18 protein-coding genes are annotated in these 21,500 nt (G+C 65.4%); 10 read left to right on the top strand and 8 right to left on the bottom strand.

The features are described 5' to 3' along the window. Window positions 1-4: 4 nt before the first annotated feature. Genes lpxK through CA2_RS13490 form a run of 3 tightly spaced genes read right to left on the bottom strand, consistent with a single transcriptional unit; the run spans window position 5 to window position 2,131 of the window. Complete coding sequence (gene lpxK / locus CA2_RS13500; protein WP_042418230.1) at window positions 5-1,042, bottom strand: tetraacyldisaccharide 4'-kinase; 1,038 nt, start codon at window positions 1,040-1,042, stop codon at window positions 5-7. Between the two features lie 14 nt (window positions 1,043-1,056). Further along, window positions 1,057-1,479 (bottom strand): ExbD/TolR family protein, encoded by a 423-nt coding sequence (locus CA2_RS13495; RefSeq protein ID WP_042418270.1) that lies wholly within the window; start codon window positions 1,477-1,479, stop codon window positions 1,057-1,059. A 19-nt stretch (window positions 1,480-1,498) separates the two neighbouring features. After that, window positions 1,499-2,131, bottom strand: a complete 633-nt coding sequence (locus CA2_RS13490) for a MotA/TolQ/ExbB proton channel family protein (protein WP_042418227.1) — start codon at window positions 2,129-2,131, stop codon at window positions 1,499-1,501. A 170-nt stretch (window positions 2,132-2,301) separates the two neighbouring features. Between CA2_RS13490 and xseA the strand changes: the two genes are divergently transcribed. The 3 genes from xseA (at window position 2,302) to CA2_RS13475 (ending at window position 7,044) form a co-directional block, all read left to right on the top strand. Next, window positions 2,302-3,621: an exodeoxyribonuclease VII large subunit gene (xseA, locus tag CA2_RS13485; RefSeq protein ID WP_042418268.1), complete on the top strand. Its 1,320-nt coding sequence runs from the start codon at window positions 2,302-2,304 to the stop codon at window positions 3,619-3,621. A 260-nt stretch (window positions 3,622-3,881) separates the two neighbouring features. Further along, complete coding sequence (locus tag CA2_RS13480; protein WP_042418225.1) at window positions 3,882-4,466, top strand: superoxide dismutase; 585 nt, start codon at window positions 3,882-3,884, stop codon at window positions 4,464-4,466. 343 nt (window positions 4,467-4,809) lie between these two features. After that, complete coding sequence (locus CA2_RS13475; protein ID WP_042418222.1) at window positions 4,810-7,044, top strand: NADP-dependent isocitrate dehydrogenase; 2,235 nt, start codon at window positions 4,810-4,812, stop codon at window positions 7,042-7,044. Between the two features lie 154 nt (window positions 7,045-7,198). On the opposite strand, the gene CA2_RS13470 is transcribed toward CA2_RS13475, so the two are convergent. Further along, window positions 7,199-7,690: a DUF192 domain-containing protein gene (locus CA2_RS13470; RefSeq protein WP_081889011.1), complete on the bottom strand. Its 492-nt coding sequence runs from the start codon at window positions 7,688-7,690 to the stop codon at window positions 7,199-7,201. Between the two features lie 111 nt (window positions 7,691-7,801). Here CA2_RS13470 and icd point away from each other — a divergent pair, with 111 nt between their 5' ends. Together icd and CA2_RS13460 are read left to right on the top strand one after the other, a co-directional pair. Continuing rightward, a complete protein-coding gene (gene icd / locus CA2_RS13465; protein WP_042418216.1) occupies window positions 7,802-9,061 on the top strand; it encodes an NADP-dependent isocitrate dehydrogenase in 1,260 nt (419 codons plus the stop codon). Window positions 9,062-9,163: 102 nt separating this feature from the next. Beyond that, window positions 9,164-10,594 (top strand): MFS transporter, encoded by a 1,431-nt coding sequence (locus tag CA2_RS13460; RefSeq protein WP_245620962.1) that lies wholly within the window; start codon window positions 9,164-9,166, stop codon window positions 10,592-10,594. Between the two features lie 6 nt (window positions 10,595-10,600). On the opposite strand, the gene CA2_RS13455 is transcribed toward CA2_RS13460, so the two are convergent. The 3 genes from CA2_RS13455 to CA2_RS13445 all read right to left on the bottom strand — a co-directional run bounded on the left by CA2_RS13455 (window position 10,601) and on the right by CA2_RS13445 (window position 14,737). Then, the gene (locus tag CA2_RS13455) at window positions 10,601-13,174 is read right to left on the bottom strand and encodes a chemotaxis protein CheW (RefSeq protein WP_042418210.1); all 2,574 of its coding nucleotides are present in this window, start codon (window positions 13,172-13,174) and stop codon (window positions 10,601-10,603) included. Window positions 13,175-13,478: 304 nt separating this feature from the next. Beyond that, on the bottom strand, window positions 13,479-14,030 hold the full coding sequence (locus tag CA2_RS13450; protein ID WP_042418206.1) for an NUDIX hydrolase: 552 nt from the start codon (window positions 14,028-14,030) through the stop codon (window positions 13,479-13,481). A gap of 8 nt (window positions 14,031-14,038) precedes the next feature. Then, window positions 14,039-14,737, bottom strand: coding sequence for a fumarylacetoacetate hydrolase family protein (locus tag CA2_RS13445; protein ID WP_042418203.1), 699 nt, complete (start codon window positions 14,735-14,737; stop codon window positions 14,039-14,041). Window positions 14,738-14,814: 77 nt separating this feature from the next. Here CA2_RS13445 and pgeF point away from each other — a divergent pair, with 77 nt between their 5' ends. After that, on the top strand, window positions 14,815-15,654 hold the full coding sequence (pgeF, locus tag CA2_RS13440) for a peptidoglycan editing factor PgeF (RefSeq protein WP_042418265.1): 840 nt from the start codon (window positions 14,815-14,817) through the stop codon (window positions 15,652-15,654). Here pgeF and CA2_RS13435 read toward each other — a convergent pair. Continuing rightward, a complete protein-coding gene (locus CA2_RS13435) occupies window positions 15,571-15,888 on the bottom strand; it encodes a hypothetical protein (RefSeq protein WP_042418200.1) in 318 nt (105 codons plus the stop codon). The two genes, pgeF and CA2_RS13435, sit on opposite strands and share 84 nt — an antisense overlap. Window positions 15,889-16,066: 178 nt before the next feature. Here CA2_RS13435 and CA2_RS13430 point away from each other — a divergent pair, with 178 nt between their 5' ends. From CA2_RS13430 to CA2_RS13415, 4 genes are all read left to right on the top strand, one after another. Next, complete coding sequence (locus tag CA2_RS13430; RefSeq protein WP_042418195.1) at window positions 16,067-17,761, top strand: PHA/PHB synthase family protein; 1,695 nt, start codon at window positions 16,067-16,069, stop codon at window positions 17,759-17,761. 111 nt (window positions 17,762-17,872) lie between these two features. After that, window positions 17,873-19,051: an acetyl-CoA C-acetyltransferase gene (locus tag CA2_RS13425; RefSeq protein WP_042418192.1), complete on the top strand. Its 1,179-nt coding sequence runs from the start codon at window positions 17,873-17,875 to the stop codon at window positions 19,049-19,051. Window positions 19,052-19,191: 140 nt separating this feature from the next. Continuing rightward, on the top strand, window positions 19,192-19,929 hold the full coding sequence (phbB, locus tag CA2_RS13420) for an acetoacetyl-CoA reductase (protein ID WP_042418188.1): 738 nt from the start codon (window positions 19,192-19,194) through the stop codon (window positions 19,927-19,929). Window positions 19,930-20,735: 806 nt separating this feature from the next. After that, on the top strand, window positions 20,736-21,392 hold the full coding sequence (locus CA2_RS13415; RefSeq protein ID WP_042418187.1) for a LysE family translocator: 657 nt from the start codon (window positions 20,736-20,738) through the stop codon (window positions 21,390-21,392). Window positions 21,393-21,500: the final 108 nt, after the last annotated feature.

Here is a 21,500-nt window from a genome sequence, read left to right as displayed (position 1 = left end):
CGTATTAACGGTTGGTGTTCAATGGGGTCGATGATAGGCACAGCCGCGCGTCCAGCAGGTCGAAATAACCGGGCGCGATGCGCAGGTGCAGCGGCACGGCCAGGGCCTGGGGCACGTGGGGCCACAGCTTGACGGCATCTTTTTCGGTGCAAATCACCTGCAAGCCTAAATTTGACGAGCGTTGCCAGCTTTCAAAATTGTAGTGATCGGGCAGGGCTTCGGTGTGCGCCAGTTCCAGAGACTGTGCGCGCAGCATGGCAAAAAAGTCTTCCGGGCGGGCAATCGCCGCCAGGGCGTGCAGGCGCAGGCCCTGCAGGCCGACCAGGGGCACGCGCTGGCCGTCGCGCGTCAGGGCGAACGGGGCCAGCTGGCGCTGCAAACCAAAGCAGGGGGTGTCTGCCGGGGTGCCGGCCGGGGGGGTGGCCGCCGCGTGCAGCACGGCGCTGACCGGGCGCGGCCAGGGCTCGCGCAGCGGGCCGGCCGGCAGCAGCCAGCCGTTGCCCACGCCATCGCTGTTGAACACGCACACTTCCAGGTCGCGCGCCAGGGCATGGTGCTGCAGGCCGTCGTCGCAGACCAGGATGTCGGTGTCGGGGTAGGCGGCCAGCAGGGCGCGGGCCGCATCGATGCGCTGGCGCGCCACAAACACCGGCACACCGCTGGCGCGGGCCATCAGCAGGGGCTCATCGCCCACTTCCTGCGGGTGCGCGTCGGGCGTGGCCTGGCGCACATCCTGGATGCTGCGGCCATAGCCACGCGAAATGATGCCGGGGCGCCGCCCGCGGGCCTGCAGGTGGGCCACGGTGGCCAGGGTGACCGGGGTCTTGCCCGCGCCGCCGACAATCACATTGCCGATCACGATCACGGGCACGCCGGGGTGCTGGGCCTGGCGCAGGCCCCAGGCATACAGCGCGCGCTGCAGGCCAGACAGGGCACCGTACAGGCTGGCCAGTGGCCGCAGGGCCCAGGCGGCCAGCCCGCGGTGGCGCCAGATGGCGCGCAGCCGGTCCGAGCGGGTGCCCTGGTGGGCGGGGGCGGGCATGTGGCGGGCCTGGCTTATTTGCCCGCTGCGGCGGACTGGGTGGCGAAGGTGATCTGGGTCAGTCCCGCGCGGCGCGCGGCTTCCATGGCGGAAATCACCGACTGGTGGGGGGCGGCCGCATCGGCGCTGATGATGACGATGCTCTCGCCACCCGCCGGAGAGGCACCGGCCAGCGCACTGGCGATGGCATCCACCGAGCGGTCCTCCAGCGCGGTCTTGTCGACCGCGTAGCGGCCATCGGCGGCGATGGTGATGATCACTTCCTTGGGGCGGTTGCGCATCTGCTCGGCATCGGCCGTGGGCAGGGTCAGCTGCATTTCGGTGAACTTGCTGAACGTGGTGCTCAGCATCAGGAAGATCAGCACCACCAGCAGCACGTCGATGAAGGGGATCAGGTTGATCTCCGGTTCTTCCGTGCGTCGGGGGCGAAAGTTCAGTGCCATGGCCAGCCCCGCCTTATTTGCTGCGCAGGCGGCTGAGGTGGCGCACGAACTGCTCGCTGGACAGCTCCAGCTGCAGCACATAGCCATCGACGCGGCTGCGGAAGTAGCGCCAGAAGATCAGGGCGGGAATGGCCACGATCAGGCCGAAGGCCGTGTTGTACAGCGCGATCGAAATGCCGTGTGCCAGTTGGCCGGGGTTGCCCGTGCCCATGGCGCCCGCGCCGGACTGGGAGCCGAAGATCTCGATCATGCCGATCACCGTGCCCAGCAGGCCCAGCAGCGGGGCGGCCGAGGCGATGGTGGCCAGCGCGCTGAGGTATTTTTCCAGGCGGTGGGCCACGGCGCGGCCGCTGGATTCCATGCGGGCGCGCAGCTCGTCCTCGGTGCTCTGGGGGTGGGCGTGCAGTTGCTGCAGGCCGCTGGCCAGCACCTCGCCCAGGGCGCTGTTCTGGGCCAGTTGCTGCACGGTGTCCTTGGACGGCAGGCGATCCTTGGACACGGCCATGGCTTCGTCCAGCAACTGGGGTGGTGCCACGCGCGCGGTCTTGAGGGATATGAAACGCTCAAAAACCAGGGCCAGGGCGAAGATGGAACATGCAATAAGAGGCCAGATGGGCCAGCCAGCGGCCTGTATGATCGACAGCAACTTTTTCTCCCGTGCGTATGTGGTGTGCGTGCAGCCGCGCATTATCGCGCAGCCCCTGCGCTGCGCAGTGATCGCAGCGGTGGATTCCGTGCAATTCGCTGCGCCGCCCAGTCTGCACCGGATTGCCACGGCGGGCTGTTGTTTTCTGCATCCGCCGGATGTTTGTGCCCATGTCCCTCTTTGACCGTCCCTCCGTTGCCACCGCCACGTCCCGCGTCTGGGAGGTGGGGGCGCTGTGCCGCGCGATTGCCGACAGCCTGGAAGCGCGCTTCAACCCCGTGAGCGTGCGCGGCGAGATCACGGGTTTTTCCCGCGCGGGCAGCGGGCACTGTTACTTCAGCATCAAGGACGTGGCCGGGCAGTTGCGCTGTGCCATGTTCCGCCGTGCGGCCTCAGCGCTGGACTTTCTGCCGCGCGATGGCGAGCTGGTGGAGGTGCGCGGCAAGCTGGGCGTGTACGAGCAGCGCGGCGAGCTGCAACTGATCGTGGACAGCCTGCAGCGTGCCGGCCAGGGCGCGCTGTTCGAGCAATTCCTGCGCGTCAAGGCCCAGCTGGAGGCCGAGGGGCTGTTCGACGCCGCGCGCAAGCGGCGCCTGCCAGTCATGCCGCGCGGCATTGGCCTGGTGACTTCGGCCGGCGCGGCCGCGCTGCACGATGTGGTGACGGCGCTGCGCCGTCGGGTGCCGCACATTCCGGTGCTGCTGGTGCCCTCGCTGGTGCAGGGCGCGGAGGCGCCCGCGTCGATCAGCCGGGCCCTGCAGCAGCTGTACGGCCTGGCACAGCGCCAGGGTGAGGCTGGGGTGCCGCCCATTGATGTGATCCTGCTGGTGCGCGGTGGCGGCTCCATGGAAGACCTGTGGGCCTTCAACGACGAGCGCGTGGCCCGCACCATCGTGCAGAGCCCGGTGCCCGTGATCAGCGGGGTGGGGCACGAAACCGATTTCACGATTGCCGACTTCAGCGCGGACCTGCGCGCGCCCACACCCACCGCCGCGGCCGAGCTGGTGGCGCAGCCGCGCCAGGTCTGGCTGGAGGGCTTGGCCCAGGTGCAGCAGCGCCTGCAGGATGCCGTGCTGCGCCACATCGACCGGCAGGGGCAGCGGCTGGATGCGGCCACCCAGCGCCTGGGGCGGCCCAGCCAACACATGGCCCAGCAACGCCTGCGGCTGTCGCAACTGGGCCAGCGCATGCGCTACGGGATGCTCATGAAAGTGCAGCGGCAAGCGCAGTCCTATCAAGCGCTAGAGGCTGATTTTTTTCAAAAAACCCAGCGCCAGCTGCAGCGCCATCGCCAGCGCCTGGAACAGTTGGGCCTGCGGCTGGAGCTGCTGAACCCGCAGCGCGTGCTGGAGCGCGGCTACAGCGTGCTGACCACGCCCAGCGGGCAGGTGGTGTCGCGTGTCGGCCAGGCCCCGGTGGGGGCGGCCCTGAAGGCCTTGCTGGCCGATGGCAGCCTGGATGTGACGGTCACGCAGCCCAAGCTGCTGTGAGCGCCAACGCAGGCCCGATCCGTGCCGCCGGTGTGCCGGGCGGCAGGGCTGTCCGGGCTTGGTGTCAGGCTGTGGACTGCTTTGGCTTTGATAGCGAAGGGATTTAAGTTTTAGCTGCACGCCGCCGATCTTCTTCCTACAATGGCTGACACCGCAGGTAGTTTGCGCCACGTCAAAATACACGCGCCCCTTCTCCACGCTGCGCGCAATGTGCAGTGCAGCTTTTCTTCTAACTATTTGAACCACGACGAGGATTCAGCATGGAACACACCCTGCCCCCATTGCCTTATGCGATCGATGCCCTGGCCCCCCACTACAGCCAGGAAACTCTGGAGTACCACCATGGCAAGCACCACAATGCCTACGTGGTGAACCTGAACAACCTGCAAAAGGGCACAGAGTTTGAATCCATGACCCTGGAAGAAATCGTCAAGAAGTCTTCCGGCGGCATCTACAACAACGCAGCCCAGATCTGGAACCACACCTTCTTCTGGAACTGCATGGCCCCCAACGGTGGCGGTGCACCCACCGGCGCGCTGGCCGATGCCATCAACGCCAAGTGGGGCAGCTTTGATGCCTTCAAGGAAGCCTTCGTGAAGTCGGCCGTGGGCAACTTCGGTTCGGGCTGGACCTGGCTGGTGAAGAAGGCCGACGGTTCCGTGGACATCGTCAACACCGGCGCCGCAGGCACCCCCCTGACCACCGCCGACAAGGCCCTGCTGACCGTGGACGTGTGGGAGCACGCGTACTACATCGACTACCGCAACCTGCGTCCCAAGTTCGTGGAAACCTTCCTGAACAACCTGGTGAACTGGAAGTTTGCCGAAGCCAACTTCGCTGCCTGACGTTAGCCTGTCATCGCAGACCGTGAGGTCGGTCAAGCCCGCTGGTGAAAGCCCGCGGGCTTTTCTTTTACCGCCCTGGTAGATTGCACAGGGGCAAGCACAAAACCCTGTGTGCGTCCATCAGGTCTTATAGAAGACTTTTTCGCTAACTCTTCTACAAGACTTGCGAAAAACTGTGGATCAACGGTTAGAATTTTGCATAGTGGGAGTCCGCTTCAGTCATGCGAAATTAACTGTGGCTTCAGGCACAGGCAAGACCGCTGCGCGCAGTGGGCAACCCGGTCGGGAGCAGGCGACGAAGGCCTATCCACATCCCAGCAATCCATTGAGCCAAAAGCAAGAGATGACAACACAGCAATCCACCATCATCTACACCCTGACGGATGAAGCGCCCCGTCTGGCCACCAGCGCATTCCTGCCCGTCGTGCAAGCTTTCGCTTCCACTGCTGGCGTGAAAGTCGAGACCAGCGACATTTCCGTGGCGGCGCGTATCCTGGGCGAGTTCAGCGACCTGCTGCCCGAGAGCCAGCGTGTGCCCAACACCCTGGCCGAACTGGGCCAGCTGACGCTGACGCCAGAAGCCAACATCATCAAGCTGCCCAACATCTCGGCCTCCGTGGCGCAGCTGCAAGCCGCCATCAAGGAGCTGCAAGGCAAGGGCTACGCCATCCCCGACTACCCCGAGAACCCTGCCAACGACGCAGAAAAGGCCATCAAGGCCCGTTATGGCAAGTGCCTGGGTTCGGCCGTGAACCCCGTGCTGCGTGAAGGCAACTCCGACCGCCGCGCACCTGCGGCCGTGAAGAACTACGCCAAGAAGCACCCCCACTCGATGGCCGAGTGGAAGCAGTGGTCGCAGACCCATGTCTCGCACATGCACGAAGGCGACTTCTACCACGGCGAAAAGTCCATGACCCTGGACAAGGCCCGTGACGTGAAGATGGTGCTGGAGACCAAGTCCGGCCAGTCCATCGTGCTGAAAGAAAAAGTGGCGCTCAAGGACGGCGAGATCATCGACTCGATGTTCATGAGCAAGAAGGCGCTGTGCGACTTCTATGAAAAGCAGCTGGACGACTGCAAGGAAGCCGGCATCCTGTTCTCGCTGCACGTCAAGGCCACGATGATGAAGGTCTCGCACCCCATCGTGTTCGGCCACTGCGTGAAGATCTACTACAAGGAAGCCTTCGAGAAGCACGGCAAGCTGTTCGACGAGCTGGGCATCAACGTGAACAACGGCATGTCCACGCTGTACGAGAAGATCGAGACGCTGCCTGCCTCCAAGCGCGAAGAGATCATCCGTGACCTGCACGCCTGCCAGGAACACCGTCCGGCACTGGCCATGGTGGATTCCGCCAAGGGCATCACCAACTTCCACTCGCCCAACGACATCATCGTGGACGCCTCCATGCCCGCCATGATCCGCCAGGGCGGCAAGATGTGGGGTGCTGATGGCAAGCCTTACGACTGCAAGGCCGTGATGCCCGAGTCGACCTTTGCCCGCATCTACCAGGAGATGATCAACTTCTGCAAGTGGCACGGCAACTTCGACCCCCGCACCATGGGCACCGTGCCCAACGTGGGTCTGATGGCGCAAAAGGCCGAAGAGTACGGCTCGCACGACAAGACCTTCGAGATCCAGGAAGACGGCGTGGCCAACATCGTCGATCTGGCCACCGGTGAAGTGCTGCTGTCGCAGAACGTGGAAGCCGGCGACATCTGGCGCATGTGCCAGGTCAAGGACGCGCCGATCCGCGACTGGGTGAAGCTGGCCGTGACCCGCGCCCGCAACTCCGGCATGCCCGCCGTGTTCTGGCTGGATGCCTACCGTCCGCACGAAGCCGAGCTGATCAAGAAGGTGCAGAAGTACCTGAAGGACCACGACACCACCGGCCTGGACATCCAGATCATGAGCCAGGTGCGCGCCATGCGTTACACCCTGGAGCGCGTGGCCCGTGGCCTGGACACCATCTCGGTGACCGGCAACATCCTGCGCGACTACCTGACCGACCTGTTCCCCATCATGGAGCTGGGCACCTCGGCCAAGATGCTGTCCATCGTGCCGCTGATGGCCGGTGGCGGCATGTACGAAACCGGTGCCGGCGGCTCCGCGCCCAAGCACGTGCAACAGCTGGTGGAAGAGAACTTCCTGCGCTGGGACTCGCTGGGTGAATTCCTGGCGCTGGCCGTGTCGCTGGAAGACTTGGGCATCAAGACGGGCAACGCCCAGGCCAAGCTGCTGGCCAAGACCCTGGACCAGGCCACCGGCAAGCTGCTGGACGAGAACAAGTCGCCATCGCGCAAGGTCGGCCAGATCGACAACCGCGGCTCGCAGTTCTACCTGTCGCTGTACTGGGCCCAGGCCCTGGCGTCGCAGACCGAAGACGCAGGCCTGGCGGCCAAGTTTGCGCCCCTGGCCAAGGCCCTGGCCGAGAACGAAGCCAAGATCGTGGCCGAACTGGGCGCCGTGCAAGGCAAGGCGGCCGACATCGGCGGCTACTACCAGCCCGACCTGTCCAAGCTGGACGCCGTGATGCGCCCCAGCGCCACCTTCAACGCCGCGATCGCTTCGCTGGCCTGAGGGTGAGTCCGGCCCGCTGAAGCTGTTCGGCGGGCCATGAAAAAAAGAGCTGCCAGCGCCTGTGTGGGCTGGCTTTGAGATAGGAAACTATCTGAAAGCCAAGCCCATCAAGCGCTGGCAGCTCTTTTTTTGTGTGATGCCGGGGCGGTGTGCCTCAGGGCTTGAAAGGCGCGCCGGTCAGTTTGGCGCCGGCCTGGATATGCTTGGATTTGAACCAGCCCTGGTTCATCTCCAGCACGAAGCGCACGGGCTTGGCCGAGCAGTGCGAGTTCTCGTCGTGCGGCTGCATGTCTGCCAAGTTGACAATCGTGCCATCGTCGGCAACGAATGCCGCGGTCAGCGGGATCAGCGTGTTCTTCATCCAGAAGCACTGCACGGCGGGCTGCTCGAACACGAACAGCATGCCTTCGTGCGCCGGCATGCTCTGGCGGAACATCAGGCCGTGCTGGCGGTCGGCAAAGCGCTGGGCCACCTGGGCATCGATGCGGTACATGCCGGCGCGCAGCTCGGTGCGCGGCAGGTGCATCTGGGGTTCGTTCGAGGACTGGGCGTGGGCGCTCAGCGTGGCGGACAGCCAGGCCATCAGGGCCCAGCCAAGGATGCGTCGATGGGGCAATGCGTTCATGCGGCTATTGTGCAGTGTCATGCAGGCGCCTGCGTAAGCCTGGAGCGCGGCGCAAGCTCCCCTAGAATAAACCCGCCACACCATGCAAGCCCTGCATGGGCCTTGGAATCAGAGCCCGGAGACCGCCTTTTTATGAGCACCACCACCCACATCCAGATCCCTGCGCACGGCCAGAAGATCACGGTCAATGCGGACATGTCGCTGAACGTGCCGCTGCAGCCCATCATTCCATTCATCGAAGGCGATGGCGTGGGGGTGGATGTCACGCCGGTGATGCGCAAGGTGGTGGACGCGGCCGTGGCCAAGGCCTATGGCGGCGCGCGCCAGATCCAGTGGATGGAGGTCTATGCTGGCCAGAAATCCACCCAGGTGTATGGCCCCGATGAGTGGCTGCCCGAAGAAACGCTGGACGCCGTGCGCGAGTATGTGGTGTCCATCAAGGGCCCGCTGAACACGCCCGTGGGCGGCGGCATCCGTTCGCTCAACGTGGCGCTGCGCCAGGCGCTGGACCTGTACGTCTGCCTGCGCCCTGTGCGTTACTTCAAGGGCGTGCCTTCGCCCGTGCGCGAGCCCGAGAAGACCGACATGGTCATCTTCCGCGAGAACTCGGAAGACATCTATGCCGGCATCGAATTTGCCGCCGGCACCGACAAGGCGCGCAAGCTGATCGACTTCCTGCGCGACGAACTGGGCATCGACAAGATCCGTTTCCCCGAGACCTCGGGCCTGGGCATCAAGCCCGTGTCCAAGGAAGGCTCGCAGCGCCTGGTGCGCCAGGCCATCCAGTACGCCATCGACCACGACAAGCCCTCGGTCACGCTGGTGCACAAGGGCAACATCATGAAGTTCACGGAAGGCAGCTTCCGGGACTGGGGCTACGAGCTGGCGCTGCAGGAGTTCTGCGGTGAGCTGATCGACGGCGGCCCCTGGGTGCAGGTGCCCAACCCCAAGACCGGTAAGCACATCCTGATCAAGGACAGCATCACCGACGCCTTCCTGCAGCAGGTGCTGCTGCGCCCGGCCGAGTACAGCGTAATCGCCACGCTGAACCTGAATGGCGACTACATCTCGGACGCGGTGGCCGCACAGGTGGGCGGCATCGGCATTGCACCCGGCGCGAACATGTCGGGTGCGGTGGCGGTGTTCGAGGCCACGCACGGCACGGCGCCCAAGTACGCCGGCAAGGACTATGTGAACCCGGGCTCCATGATCCTGTGCGCCGAGATGATGCTGCGCCACCTGGGCTGGACCGAGGCCGCGGACCTGATCATCCAGGCCATGGAAAAGGCCATCCAGAGCAAGAAGGTGACCTACGACTTCGCGCGCCTGATGGACGGCGCCACGCAGGTCTCGTGCTCGGGCTTCGGCCAGGTCGTGATCCAGCAGCTCTGAGCCCGCTTTCGGGGCTGCTGCCACCCCGCCAGCCGTGCGGGGTTTTTTTATTACCAAATTGGCTGTCAACGCTGATTCCATCAGCGCTGACAGCTATGCAATATGAGTCTTTCTACTGTGTCCGCAACGCCCGCGCCTGAAGCGCCCGATGGCATGCAGGGGCGTGCCCGCCAACTGGCCATGGCGGTGATCGTGTGCGGCCTGATGCTCTGTGTGCTGGACAGCACCATGCTGAACCTGGCGCTGCCGCAGATGGCGCGCCAGTGGCAGATCGACCCGGCCTACACCCTGTGGGTGGTGAATGCCAACCAGATCGCATCCCTGGTGCTGCTGCTGCCGCTGGCGGCCTTGGGTGACCGCCTGGGCTACAAGCGCGTGTACCTGTGGGGCATGCTGGTGTTCGGGCTGGCCAGCGTGCTGGCGGCGCTGGCGCCTTCCTTACCCTGGCTGATCGTGGCCCGCGCCCTGCAGGGCATGGGCATGGCCGGGGCGCTGTGCGTCAACGGCGCTCTAGTGCGGCAGATCTACCCGCGCGGCCTGCTGGGCCAGGGCATGGCGCTGAATTCCATGGTGGTGGCGCTGAGCACGGTCACCGGGCCGGTGCTGGCCGCGGCAGTGCTGACCCAGTTCGACTGGCGCTGGCTGTTCAGCCTGCACCTGCTGCTGTCGCTGTGGGTGTGCTGGCTGGGCCGCAAGGCCTTGCCCCCGCCGCACGCGGGCCGGGCCGCACAGGCGGGGCTGTCCTGGCTGGATGTAGGTTTGAACGTGCTGATGTTCGGCGCCATCTTTCTGGCGCTGGACCGCATCAGCCATTACCAGCCCGGCGCCGCCAGCCTGGCGTGGGCGGGGCTGTGGCTGGCGTTGGGCCTGGCCGCGGGCTGCTGGTATGTGCGCCGGCAAAAGCGGCAGACGCAACCCATGCTGCCGCTGGACCTGCTGCGCATCCCCGTGTTTGCCTTGTCGATGGGGGCCTCCATCAGCGCCTTCAGCGCGCAGACCATGGCATTTCTGGCCCTGCCATTCCTGCTGATCGAAACCCATGGGCTGAGCACCGGGCGCGCGGGCCTGCTGATCAGCGCCTGGCCGGTGGCGCTGGCGGTGGTGGCACCGCTGGTGGGGCGGCGCATTGGGCGCATTCCGGCCGGGCGCCTGGGGGCCATGGGCATGGTGCTGTTTGCCAGCGGGCTGTGGGCGCTGGCGCTGCTGCCCATCGGCGCGGTGGTCTGGGATGTGGCCTGGCGCATGGCCCTGTGTGGCGCCGGCTTTGCCATGTTCCAGTCACCCAACAACCACACCATCGTGACCTCGGCCCCGGTGCACCGCAGCGGCGCGGCCAGCGGCATGCTGGGGTCGGCCCGCCACACCGGCCAGGGCCTGGGTGCGGTCTGCCTGGCCGCCTGTTTTGTGCTGTGGCCCGGGACCGAGGGGCTGGCCGAGCAGCGCGCGATGTGGCTGGCCGGTGGTTTTGCCGTGCTGGCGGCCTGCTTCAGCGGACTGCGTCACACGCCGGTGGCACCGCCGCTGCCGCGCTGAGGTCGGTCACTCCACGGCCGGCGCGGCGATGGCCACCTCACCGGGTTTGCGCTGCAGGGTGTTGAGCAGGCTGTGCGGGTTGATGCACTGCACCAGCAGCGCGCCCTGGTTGGCCTTGATCAATTCGCTGACCAGCATGTCGCCCCCGCCGGTCATGCTGGGGGCGGGGATGATGCTGGCGTGCTCGAAGTGGTGCACGCCATGCAGGGCGCTGACCAGCACGCCCAGCTTGCGCGCACCGTGCTCCAGCACCACGACCTGGCTTTGCTCCGTCAACCGGGTACGCTGGCCCGTGAGCAACTCGCCCAGGTCGAACACCCAGACGTAGCCCGTGACCTGGCCCTGGGCGTGGCGCGCCAGCGTGCCCAGGCAATAGGGCAGGCGGCCGGCGGAAACCGGGCTGATGGCCGCGGCGGGCAGGGCTTCCAGCACGGACTCGGCGCGCAGGGCAAACAGCTGGGCGCCCACATAGAAGGTGGCCATTTCCACCCCGCCGATGCCGCTGCCCGTGCCATCCACCGCGTGCGCGGCCTGCACCAAGCCATGGGTGTCGGTTTCGACCTGGCCGAAGGTCTCGATGGACAGGGCCAGCACATCGTCGCCGTAGCCGTCCGTGGTCTTGAACTCGCGGTAGCCGCGTGACACGCTGGCCCCCACGATGCTGTATTGCTGCTGGTGGACCGCGATCACGGCTTCGCTCTGGCCGGCCTGCACCTGCAGCAGCCGCGGGAAGGGCAGCTGCACGGTGCTGCCGGGTGGCGAAGCGGGGTCGGTGCTGGCCAGCACCAGGCCCTGGCGGTTGACGTACAGGGCCTGGTGCTTGGGCTTGCCCACCAGGGCATTGGTCAGCATGGCCTGCATTTCCGGGATGGCGTTGAAGACAATCGCAATGCCGCCCACGGTCACGCTGCTGTCGCCCTCCTGGCGGATGGCGGCGTGGTAGACGTAGGTGGCGCCTTCCGCGCCGGCCTGGGCATCGCTCCAGGGGCTGACGTGGTACTGCTGGCTGTCCTTGAGCTGCAGCACGGCCGCCAGCGTCGCTGGGTCGATGTGCTGCTCGAGCACGCTGTGGCCATTCGCCATGTCGGGGTGGCTGGCGCACAGGATACGGCCCTGGCGGTCATAGACCATCAGCCGGGTGTAGACGGTGTAGAGGCTGTTGATGTGCTCCAGCACGCGTGTGGCCTGCTCCAGCAGCTCCGCACTGGGGGCGCCTTGCGCCGCGGTGTGCGAGAGCAGCTGGCGCAGCACCGGTGACAGAGCCCACCAGCGGCAGTCGTTGGCGCGCTCGTACAGGTTGCGGTCCAGCAGGTCGACCAGCAGTTGGGTCAGCGACTGGCTGTCGCGCAGGCCGGCGCTGAGCACGGTGTCATACAAGTCGCGGATGGACTGGGTGAACACCACGTTCGTGCGCGCCCCGGTTTCCCCGATCTGCTCCAGCACCGACTTGAGCCGGCTGGAGCCACCGCGCTGCCCCGCCGTCATGACCTGGCCGTTCCAGACCACGCGGCGGATGGCATCGGCCGCCTTGATGATGTCGTACAGCGGTGGGCAAAAGCTCTTGGCGTGCCCCAGTAGACCTTGTGCCACATCTTGGGGCAGGTTGTCGATGCAGTGCATGATTTTGGTGCCGAAGGCCTGTTCGATCGGGATCATGACCTGGCCCTTCCAGCCCTCTGGCCCCGGGTAGCCCTGGTAATCTGTGGCAAAGACGGTTTGCACCAGGTAGGTGCGGCCGGAGTGTGTATACAGATGCGGTGCACCATCCTGGTTGGTGGGCAGCTTCACCCCCAGTGCGATCCAGTCGCTGTCGCTGCTGGCGATGACCCGGTTCTGGGCGTTCAGCAGCAGGGCCACGCTGCGCCCCTGGGCGGCACTGCTGCCGGCAAAGATGCCGGCCATTTCGCCCTCGAAGTCGAAGGACAGGCACAGCACCCCGCAGGGTTCGCCCGTGCTGGGATGCAGCATGCGCTGGGTGTACAGCAGGGCCTGCTGCTTGTGCGGGCGCAGGTCACAGGCGCGGAAGGTTTCCAGGTAGCCGTCGCTGGCCAGCGTCTGCGCCAGCAGCGGGTCCAGGCTGCCTTCCACGGGCGAGGATTCGTCGATCTGCGCCAGCACCGTGCCCTCGGTGTTGACGAGCATGATCTCGTCGTAGACCGTGTACTTGCTGCGGTATTCGCCCAGCCGTTCCATGATGCCGCGGCCATCGGTGATGCCGGCCACGTAGTTGCACAACGTGCGGTCCGTGGCCAAGAAGCCGACATCGGCGGTGCGTTCATACAGATTGCGCACCACGATGTCGATGACGTGGTGGGCGCAGGTGGCGATCTCCGACATGACCTCGTGGACCGATTCGGAGACCATAGAGTGCACCAGGTCCAGCTCCAGCCGCTGGAAGCCTTCGCGGGTGGCGGCCATCATGGGCAGCATGCTGTGGGCTTCTTCGGCGCAGTTCATCTTGGCGGAGGATTCGATCAGGCGCCACAGCAGGTTGAGCTCGTGCAAGGAGCGTTCGCAGCGTGCGACATCCCGCATGTAGGGGATGAAAGTGTCGATATGGATGTCGTTGTCTCGTGCCATGTCAGTCCTCCTTGCGTGCAATGTGCGGAACGTTCATGAAGTCAGTCCCGCTTCTACTTTTTGAAACAGATGCAAAAATCGGGCCACGCGAGCCCTGCGCACAGGGGCTGGGTGTCACCAGCCCGACAGCGGTCAAAGCTGAAAGGGGATGCTGAACGTACCCTGGCTGCCGGCGTGCCAGGGCTTGTGCAATTGCGCTGCCTGCCGGGATGCAGTGCCCACGGTCAGGACGTAGGGGGAGGAGTACGCCGGGGGCACCAGGCCCTGGCGTGCGACCCTCAGGGGGGCAACGCCAGAGGCGGGCTCAGTCGAGGTCGATGCTGTGCACCTGGGTCAGGCCGGCCTGGCGGTCTTCCAGGTAGCGCTGCAGGGTGACGCTGACGGTGCGAAATGCCAGTTCGTCCCAGGGGATGTCGTCGGCAGGGAACAGGCGCGCTTCAATCGTTTCATGCCCGGGGTCGAGGATGTCGCTGCGCAGGCGCGCGCAGTAGAACAGGTGCACCTGGCCGACGCGGGGCACGCTGATGACGGAAAACAGCCGGCCCATCTCGATGTCGGCGCCGGCTTCCTCGTCCGTCTCGCGCGCGGCGCCCTGGCTGGCGGTTTCGCCCAGTTCCATGAAGCCGGCGGGCAAGGTCCACTTGCCCCAGCGGGGCTCGATGTTGCGCTTGCACAGCAGGATGCGGCCATCGTCGGCCACGGGAATCGCCCCCACCACGTTCAGCGGGTTCTGGTAGTGCACGGTGCCACAGCCGGTGCAGATGGCGCGCACGCGCGTGTCGCCATCGTCGGGGATGGCGTGGCGTGTAGCGTGCCCGCAGAGGCTGCAGAACTGGATGGCGGGGCGCTGGTACATGTCGGGGGTCAAGCCGTGATGGATACGCGCAGCGGGGGCAGCCCTGTGATGCCGCCTTCCAGCAGGTCGCCCACCTGCACGGCCCCCACGCCTTCGGGGGTGCCGGTCATGATCAGGTCGCCCGGTTGCAGTTCCCAGGCCTGGGACAGGTGTTCGATGGTTTCGGCAATGTTCCAGATCAGTTGGCCGATCTGGCTGCGCTGGCGGTCTTGGCCGTTGACCTGCAGCCAGATGTCGGCCTGTTCGATGTCGCCAACCTGGGCGGCGGGGGTGACAGGGCCGATGGGCGCGCTGTGCTCGAAGGCCTTGCCAATGCACCAGGGGCGACCTTGCTTCTTCATCTCGTTTTGCAGGTCGCGGCGGGTCATGTCCAGGCCCACGGCGTAGCCCCAGATGTGTGCGAAAGCCTCGCTGGCCGGGATGTTCTTGCCGCCCTTGCCAATCGCCACCACCAGCTCGATTTCGTGGTGCAGGTTGCTGGTCAGGCTGGGGTAGGGCATCTGCACGGGGGCATGGCCTGTGGGGGGCACGATCGCGTCGGCGGGCTTCATGAAAAAGAACGGGGCTTCACGGCCGGTAAAGCCCATCTCCTTGGCATGTTCGGTGTAGTTGCGGCCCACGCAGTAGATGCGGTGCACGGGGAAACGGTCGGCGCTGTCAACAATCGGCAGCGAGGCCTGGGGGGCGGGGGGGAATGCAAACTGCATGGCAAAACAGACAAAGGGATGGAGGCTGAAAGTGTGCCATGAGTTATGGCGCCGGTTGGGCAGGGTATGCTGCCTGGGTGACTGATACCAAGCATCTTTTGCAGCAATGGCTGCAGCCCGACTGGCCTGCCATTCCCGGCGTGCAGGCCTTGTTCACCACACGCCAGGGGGGTGTGAGCGCGCCGCCATGGAACACGATGAACCTGGGCGACCATGTGGGTGACGCTCCACAGGCGGTGGCGGCCAACCGCCAGTTGCTGGGCCGCGTGATCCAGGACGCCGCAGACCGGTGGGTGCAGCCGGTCTTCATGCAGCAGGTGCACGGCTGTGGCGTGCAGGTGCTGGAGGAGGGCGTGCCGCAGGCGCAGACCTTCGATGCCTGTGTGACCGACCAGGTCGGCATGGTCTGCACCATCATGGTGGCCGATTGCCTGCCCGTGCTCATGGCCCATCGCTCGGGCCGTGTCGTGGCAGCGGCGCATGCTGGCTGGCGCGGGCTGGCGGGCCAAGGCGGGCATGGTGTCCTGGAGGCCCTGTGGCTGGCTTATGCCCGCCAGCTGGGCATGCCTGCCGATGCCACACTGGCTGCGCAGACCCAGGTCTGGCTGGGACCGTGCATCGGCCCGCAAGCCTTCGAGGTGGGGGAGGATGTGCGGGCTGCGTTCACCGGCCGTGACGCGGGTGCCGGCCCATGCTTTCAGGCGCGTGACGGGGCTCCGGGCAAGTGGATGGCCGACCTGTCGGGCCTGGCCCGGCGGCGGTTGGCGCAACTGGGTCTGACGCAGCTGTATGGCAACGATGGCACGGCGGCCTGGTGCACGTTCAGCGACGCCTCAAGGTTCTTTTCGCACCGCCGCGATGCCGGCGTCCTCGGCAGTACCGGGCGCATGGCCGCCTGCATCTGGAAGACGGGCTGACGGGGCGGCGGCCGCCTGGGCCGCATCCCAGGCGCGTTGCTCGGCCTCCCGCCGGGCCTTGAGGCGGCGCTTGCGTGCGGGCGTGCCCAGGATGTAAACCAGGATGGACATGGGCAGCAGCCCATACAGCACAAAAGTGATGACGGCTCCCAGGATACTGCCTTGCGGGCTGGCCGCCTCGGCCAGCGCCATCATCAGCGTCACATAGAACCAGGCAATGACAATCAGGTACATGGCTGAAATGTGCCTGATGCAGCACGTCCCTGGGAGATAGTGGGCTTGATTCGCGTCAATGAGCCCGGTTTTTGCTTGGGGCAGGGGCGGCGCTGGATTGCCAGACACATGCTGCTGCGCAACAATCAATCCAGCGGCACAGCACGCACCGTGCTGGCCTGCACACACAGGAGACAACATGGCTTCGGAAGCTTCTTGGGATCAGAGCGCGCAACAGTTCCAGCAATTCTTTGCCGACCAGTGGGCCAAGGCCGTGGCGGCCTTTCCGACAGCGCCGGCAGGCGCTGCGGGTCCTGCCGCAGTGCAGCTGGATGCGGCCAAGCTGCAGGAACTGCAACAGCAGTATGTGCGCGAAGCCACCGCTCTCTGGAGCCAGGGCGTGGCCCAGCCTTCGGCCCTCAAGGACAAGCGCTTCGGCGCGGCCGCCTGGGCCGAGAACCCCTTGTCCGCGTGGACGGCGAATGCCTACCTGCTCAACGCCCAGGCCCTGACCGGCATGGCCGAGGCCGTGCAGGCCGACGCCAAGACGCGCGAGCGCATCCGCTTTGCCGTGGAGCAATGGGTGGCGGCCATGTCGCCCAGCAACTTCCTGGCCTTGAACCCCGAGGCCCAGCAAAAAGCGATTGCCACAAAGGGCCAAAGCCTGGCCCAGGGCATCCAGAACCTGCTGCACGATATGGGGCAGGGCCATGTCTCGATGACCGACGAGAGCGTGTTCGAGGTGGGCAAAAACGTGGCCACCAGCGAAGGTGCGGTGGTCTACGAGAACGACATCTTCCAGCTGATCGAGTACAAGCCACTCACGGCCAAGGTGCATGAACGACCCTTCCTGCTGGTGCCACCGTGCATCAACAAGTACTACATCCTGGACCTGCAGCCAGAAAATTCGCTGATCCGCTATGCGGTCAGCCAGGGCCACCGCACCTTTGTCGTCAGCTGGCGCAACCCGGACGAATCGCTGGGCCACCTGACCTGGGATGACTACATCGAGCATGCCGTGCTCCAGGCGATTGCCGTCACGCAGGAGATCGGCGGGGCCGACCAGATCAACGCCCTGGGCTTTTGCGTTGGCGGCACCATGCTGTCGGCGGCCCTGGCCGTACTGGCGGCGCGCCAGCAGGCGCCGGTGGCCAGTGCCACCTTGCTGACCACCCTGGTGGACTTCACCGACACCGGCGTGCTGGATGTCTTCATCGACGAAGCTTTTGTCCAGATGCGGGAGCTGCAAATGGGCAAGGGCGGGCTGTTGCAAGGCCAGGAGCTGGCCTCCACCTTCAGCTTTCTGCGCCCCAACGATCTGGTCTGGAACTACGTGGTCGGCAATTACCTGAAGGGCGAGACCCCGCCACCCTTCGACCTGCTGTACTGGAACAGCGACGCCACCAACCTGCCCGGGCCCTGGTATGCCTGGTACCTGCGCAACATGTACCTGGAGAACAACCTGGTCAAGCCCGGGCATCTGACGGTGTGCGGCCAAGCCCTGGATCTGGGCCGTGTGGACGTGCCCCTGTACATCTACGGCTCGCGCGAGGACCACATCGTGCCGATTGGCGGTTCCTATGCATCCACCCAGGTGTTCCCGGGCGACAAGCGTTTCGTGATGGGGGCGTCCGGGCACATTGCCGGCGTCATCAACCCACCCGCCAAGAACAAGCGCAGCCACTGGATTCGCGCCGATGGCGCCTTGCCCGCCACGCATGCCGAATGGCTGCAGGGAGCGCAAGAGCATCCGGGCAGCTGGTGGACGGACTGGTCCGCGTGGCTCAAGGGGCATGCCGGCAAGCTGGTGGCCGCTCCCAAGCGCTATGGCAAGGGCAACCAGTACAAGGCCATCGAGCCGGCACCGGGCCGTTATGTGCTGCAAAAGGCCTGACTGACACAGAACCCCTGCACAATGTGAATTGCCGCCGGCCCAGGGGGTGTGCTGTACGCAGAGCAACACGGGCCGCGGCGCAGAATCAATCAACGACAAGGGACCCATCACATGGAAGACATCGTCATCGTTTCCGCCGTGCGCACTGCCGTGGGCAAGTTTGGGGGTGGCCTGGCCAAAGTGCCGGCCGTCGACCTGGGCGCCACCGTGATCAAGGCCGCCTTGCAGCGTGCCCAGGTGCCGCTGGACCAGGTGGGGGAAGTCATCATGGGCCAGGTGCTCACGGCCGGTGTTGGCCAGAACCCTGCGCGCCAGGCCATGATGAAGGCCGGCGTGGCCCAGGAAACGCCGGCGCTGACCATCAACGCCGTGTGCGGCTCGGGCCTGAAGGCCGTGATGCTGGCGGCCCAGGCCGTGGCGACCGGTGACAGCGAAATCGTGGTGGCGGGCGGCCAGGAAAACATGAGCCTGTCGCCCCACGTGCTGCAGGGTTCGCGCGAAGGTCAGCGCATGGGTGACTGGAAGATGCAGGACACGATGATCGTAGACGGCCTGTGGGACGTGTACAACCAGTACCACATGGGCATCACCGCCGAGAACGTGGCCAAGGAAAACGACATTTCGCGCGGCCAGCAGGATGAGCTGGCGATCGGCAGCCAGCACAAGGCCGCCGCGGCGCAGGACGCGGGCAAGTTCAAGGATGAAATCGTGCCCGTGCTCATTCCCCAGCGCAAGGGCGACCCACTGGTGTTTGAAGCGGACGAGTACATCAACCGCAAGACCAACGCCGAGGCGCTGGCCAGCCTGAAACCGGCCTTTGACAAGGCCGGCACGGTGACCGCAGGCAATGCCTCGGGTATCAACGACGGCGCGGCCGCCGTGGTGGTGATGTCGGCCAGCAAGGCGGCCGCCCTCGGCCTGAAGCCCCTGGCTACGATCAAGGCCTATGCCACCAGCGGCCTGAACCCCGCCACCATGGGCATGGGGCCGGTGTCCGCCACGCGCAAGGCGCTGCAGCGCGCGGGTTGGCAGGTCGGCGATGTGGACCTGTTTGAGTTGAACGAAGCCTTCGCCGCCCAGGCCTGCGCCGTGAACAAGGTGCTGGGCATTGATGCGGACAAGGTCAATGTCAATGGTGGTGCCATCGCGATTGGCCACCCCATCGGGGCCTCGGGCTGCCGCGTGCTGGTGACCCTGCTGCACGAAATGCAGCGCCGGGATGCCAAGAAGGGCGTCGCGGCACTGTGCATCGGCGGCGGCATGGGCGTGGCCCTGGCGGTTGAGCGCTAAGCATGTGCAAGGACTGTGGCGTGGCCGCCGCACGACAGTGGCCAGCGGGTTAACCGCAACGCGTCTGGAGGGGCGGGCCCGCTACAGTCATTGATACGGATTTGAGCAACGCAAGTACAGCAAGTACAAGGAGATCAGCAATGAGTCAGAAAGTCGCGTATGTCACCGGAGGGATGGGCGGCATTGGCACTGCCATTTGCCAGCGTCTGCATGACGATGGTTTCAAAGTGATTGCGGGCTGCGGCCCCACTCGCGACTTCCAGAAGTGGCTGGACGAGCAAAAGGCCCTGGGCTACACCTTCTACGCCTCCGTCGGCAACGTCGGAGACTGGGCTTCCACCGTCGAGGCCTTCGGCCAGGCCAAGCAGGAGCATGGCAGCATCGATGTGCTGGTGAACAACGCCGGCATCACGCGGGACCGCATGTTCCTGAAGATGACCCCGGACGACTGGCAGGCTGTGATCGAGACCAACCTGAACTCCATGTTCAACGTGACCAAGCAGGTCGTGGGCGACATGGTGGAAAAGGGCTGGGGCCGGGTGATCAACATCAGCTCGGTCAACGGCGCCAAGGGCCAGGCCGGACAGACCAACTACTCGGCGGCCAAGGCGGGCATGCATGGTTTCACCATGGCCCTGGCGCAGGAGCTGGCCAGCAAGGGCGTTACGGTGAACACCGTCAGCCCTGGCTACATTGGCACCGACATGGTCAAGGCGATCCGCCAGGATGTGCTGGACAAGATCGTGGGCACCATCCCCGTCAAGCGCCTGGGCGAGCCCCGGGAAATTGCGTCCATCGTCTCGTGGCTGGCTTCGGAAGATGGCAGCTATTCGACCGGTGCCGATTTCTCGGTCAACGGTGGTCTGCACATGCACTGAGCGCTTCTGGCGCCCAGCAAAAAGCCCGCGCAATGCGGGCTTTTTTCATGGAGAACAGGAAACTTGTGAAGTGCCTGCCAAGTCACCGGCGGCGCCGGTTGGCACGGGCCGCAGCCTTACAGGCGGGAAGGGGCGCGCTTGCGGTCGCGTTCGTCTTCGGGCCAGGCAGACAGAATTTGGGGTTGTGTCATCGTTTCACTCCTTTGTACCTGTTCAACGTGTTGCGGGGCGTTCGGGTTGACGATGGGGACGCAAGCGTTTGCATGAAGCGTCCCTGTTTGTAACAAGCCTGGGCCCAAAACAAAGCCCGCTGGCAGAGCGGGCTGTGGGAGCAGGCGGCGTGGGACCACCTGCAGCAAGGGGCTTCAACCGCGCAGGGGAGCGCGCTTGCGGTCACGTTCGTCTTCGGGCCAGATCGAGGCAATGATGTTCATGGTGGTGTCCTTTAGAGATTCAACGCTGTCAAATTTCTGCGGTTGACAGCAACAATCATTTTTTTGAATGGGATGGCCGGTACCTGGTGCAGGAGTGGCCGCAACGCCATCAGAGGCGAGCCGGGCTGCGCTTGCGGTCGCGTTCGTCTTCGGGCCAGACAGACAGGATGGTGGTTGCGGTCATGGGGGATGTACTCCTTATGTATGACCAACAACGTGGGGTGAATCGCCCGCGTTGACACGTTGACGTAAAAAAATGTGGGGTGTTCGGCCGCCTGTTTGTGCGATGGGTCTGCGGTGCGTTCAGGGGGCCGCAGCGCGTGCGGATTGCCTAGAATCGAAGGCTTTGCTGTCTGAAGGCGGGTGGGTGCGATGTCGTGGAATCTCTGGTTGCTGTATGTCTCTTTGGCGGGGGCGCTGATCGTGTCGCCCGGGCCGTCGGCCCTGCTGTGCGTCTCACACGGCGTGAGCCACGGTGTGCGCCGCACCCTGGGCACGGTGCTGGGGGGGATTACCGCCTCGATGACGCTGATGCTGCTGTCGGCCCTGGGCCTGGGGGCGGTGATTGCGGCTTCCGACACGCTGTTCCACGCGATCAAGTGGGCTGGCGCCGCCTACCTGGTCTATCTGGGCATCAGCACCTGGCGCAGCCGGCCCCAGGCGGCCCCCGCATCGCCAGCGGCGCAGTCCGCCGAGGTGGCCGTGCCCGCGACCTCCTTGCCCTCGGCCACCTGGGGTCAGCTGTACCGCAAGGGCTTCATGGTGGGGATTGGTAACCCCAAGGACTTGCTGTTCTTCAGCGCCCTGTTTCCGCAATTCATGAACCCGGCCGAGCCGGTGGCCGGGCAACTGGCCATTCTGGCCGTGACCTGGATGGTGCTGGATGGCAGCATCATGTCTGCCTATGCCGTCGGCGGCGCCAAGGTGGCGGCCCGCCTGGGCCGCAGTGGCCCCGGGCGCTGGTTCCACCGCGTGACGGGCGGTGCCTTCATCGCGGCGGGCGGGCTGCTGGCGGCCACCAACCGTTAAGGCCTGCGCACTGGTGGCGCCGCGCAGCATGCGTGGGCTGCCTGAGTGGAAGCCTGGATAAAAATATAGCTGCTGGCGCTTGTTCTGCCTTGCTTTCAAAGTGAAAAG

This window comes from Comamonas aquatica NBRC 14918, from assembly GCF_000739875.1.
Lineage (GTDB): Bacteria > Pseudomonadota > Gammaproteobacteria > Burkholderiales > Burkholderiaceae_C > Comamonas > Comamonas aquatica.
Note: the sequence above shows the minus strand (reverse complement) of the source record. Positions and strands in the feature narration are given on the sequence as shown.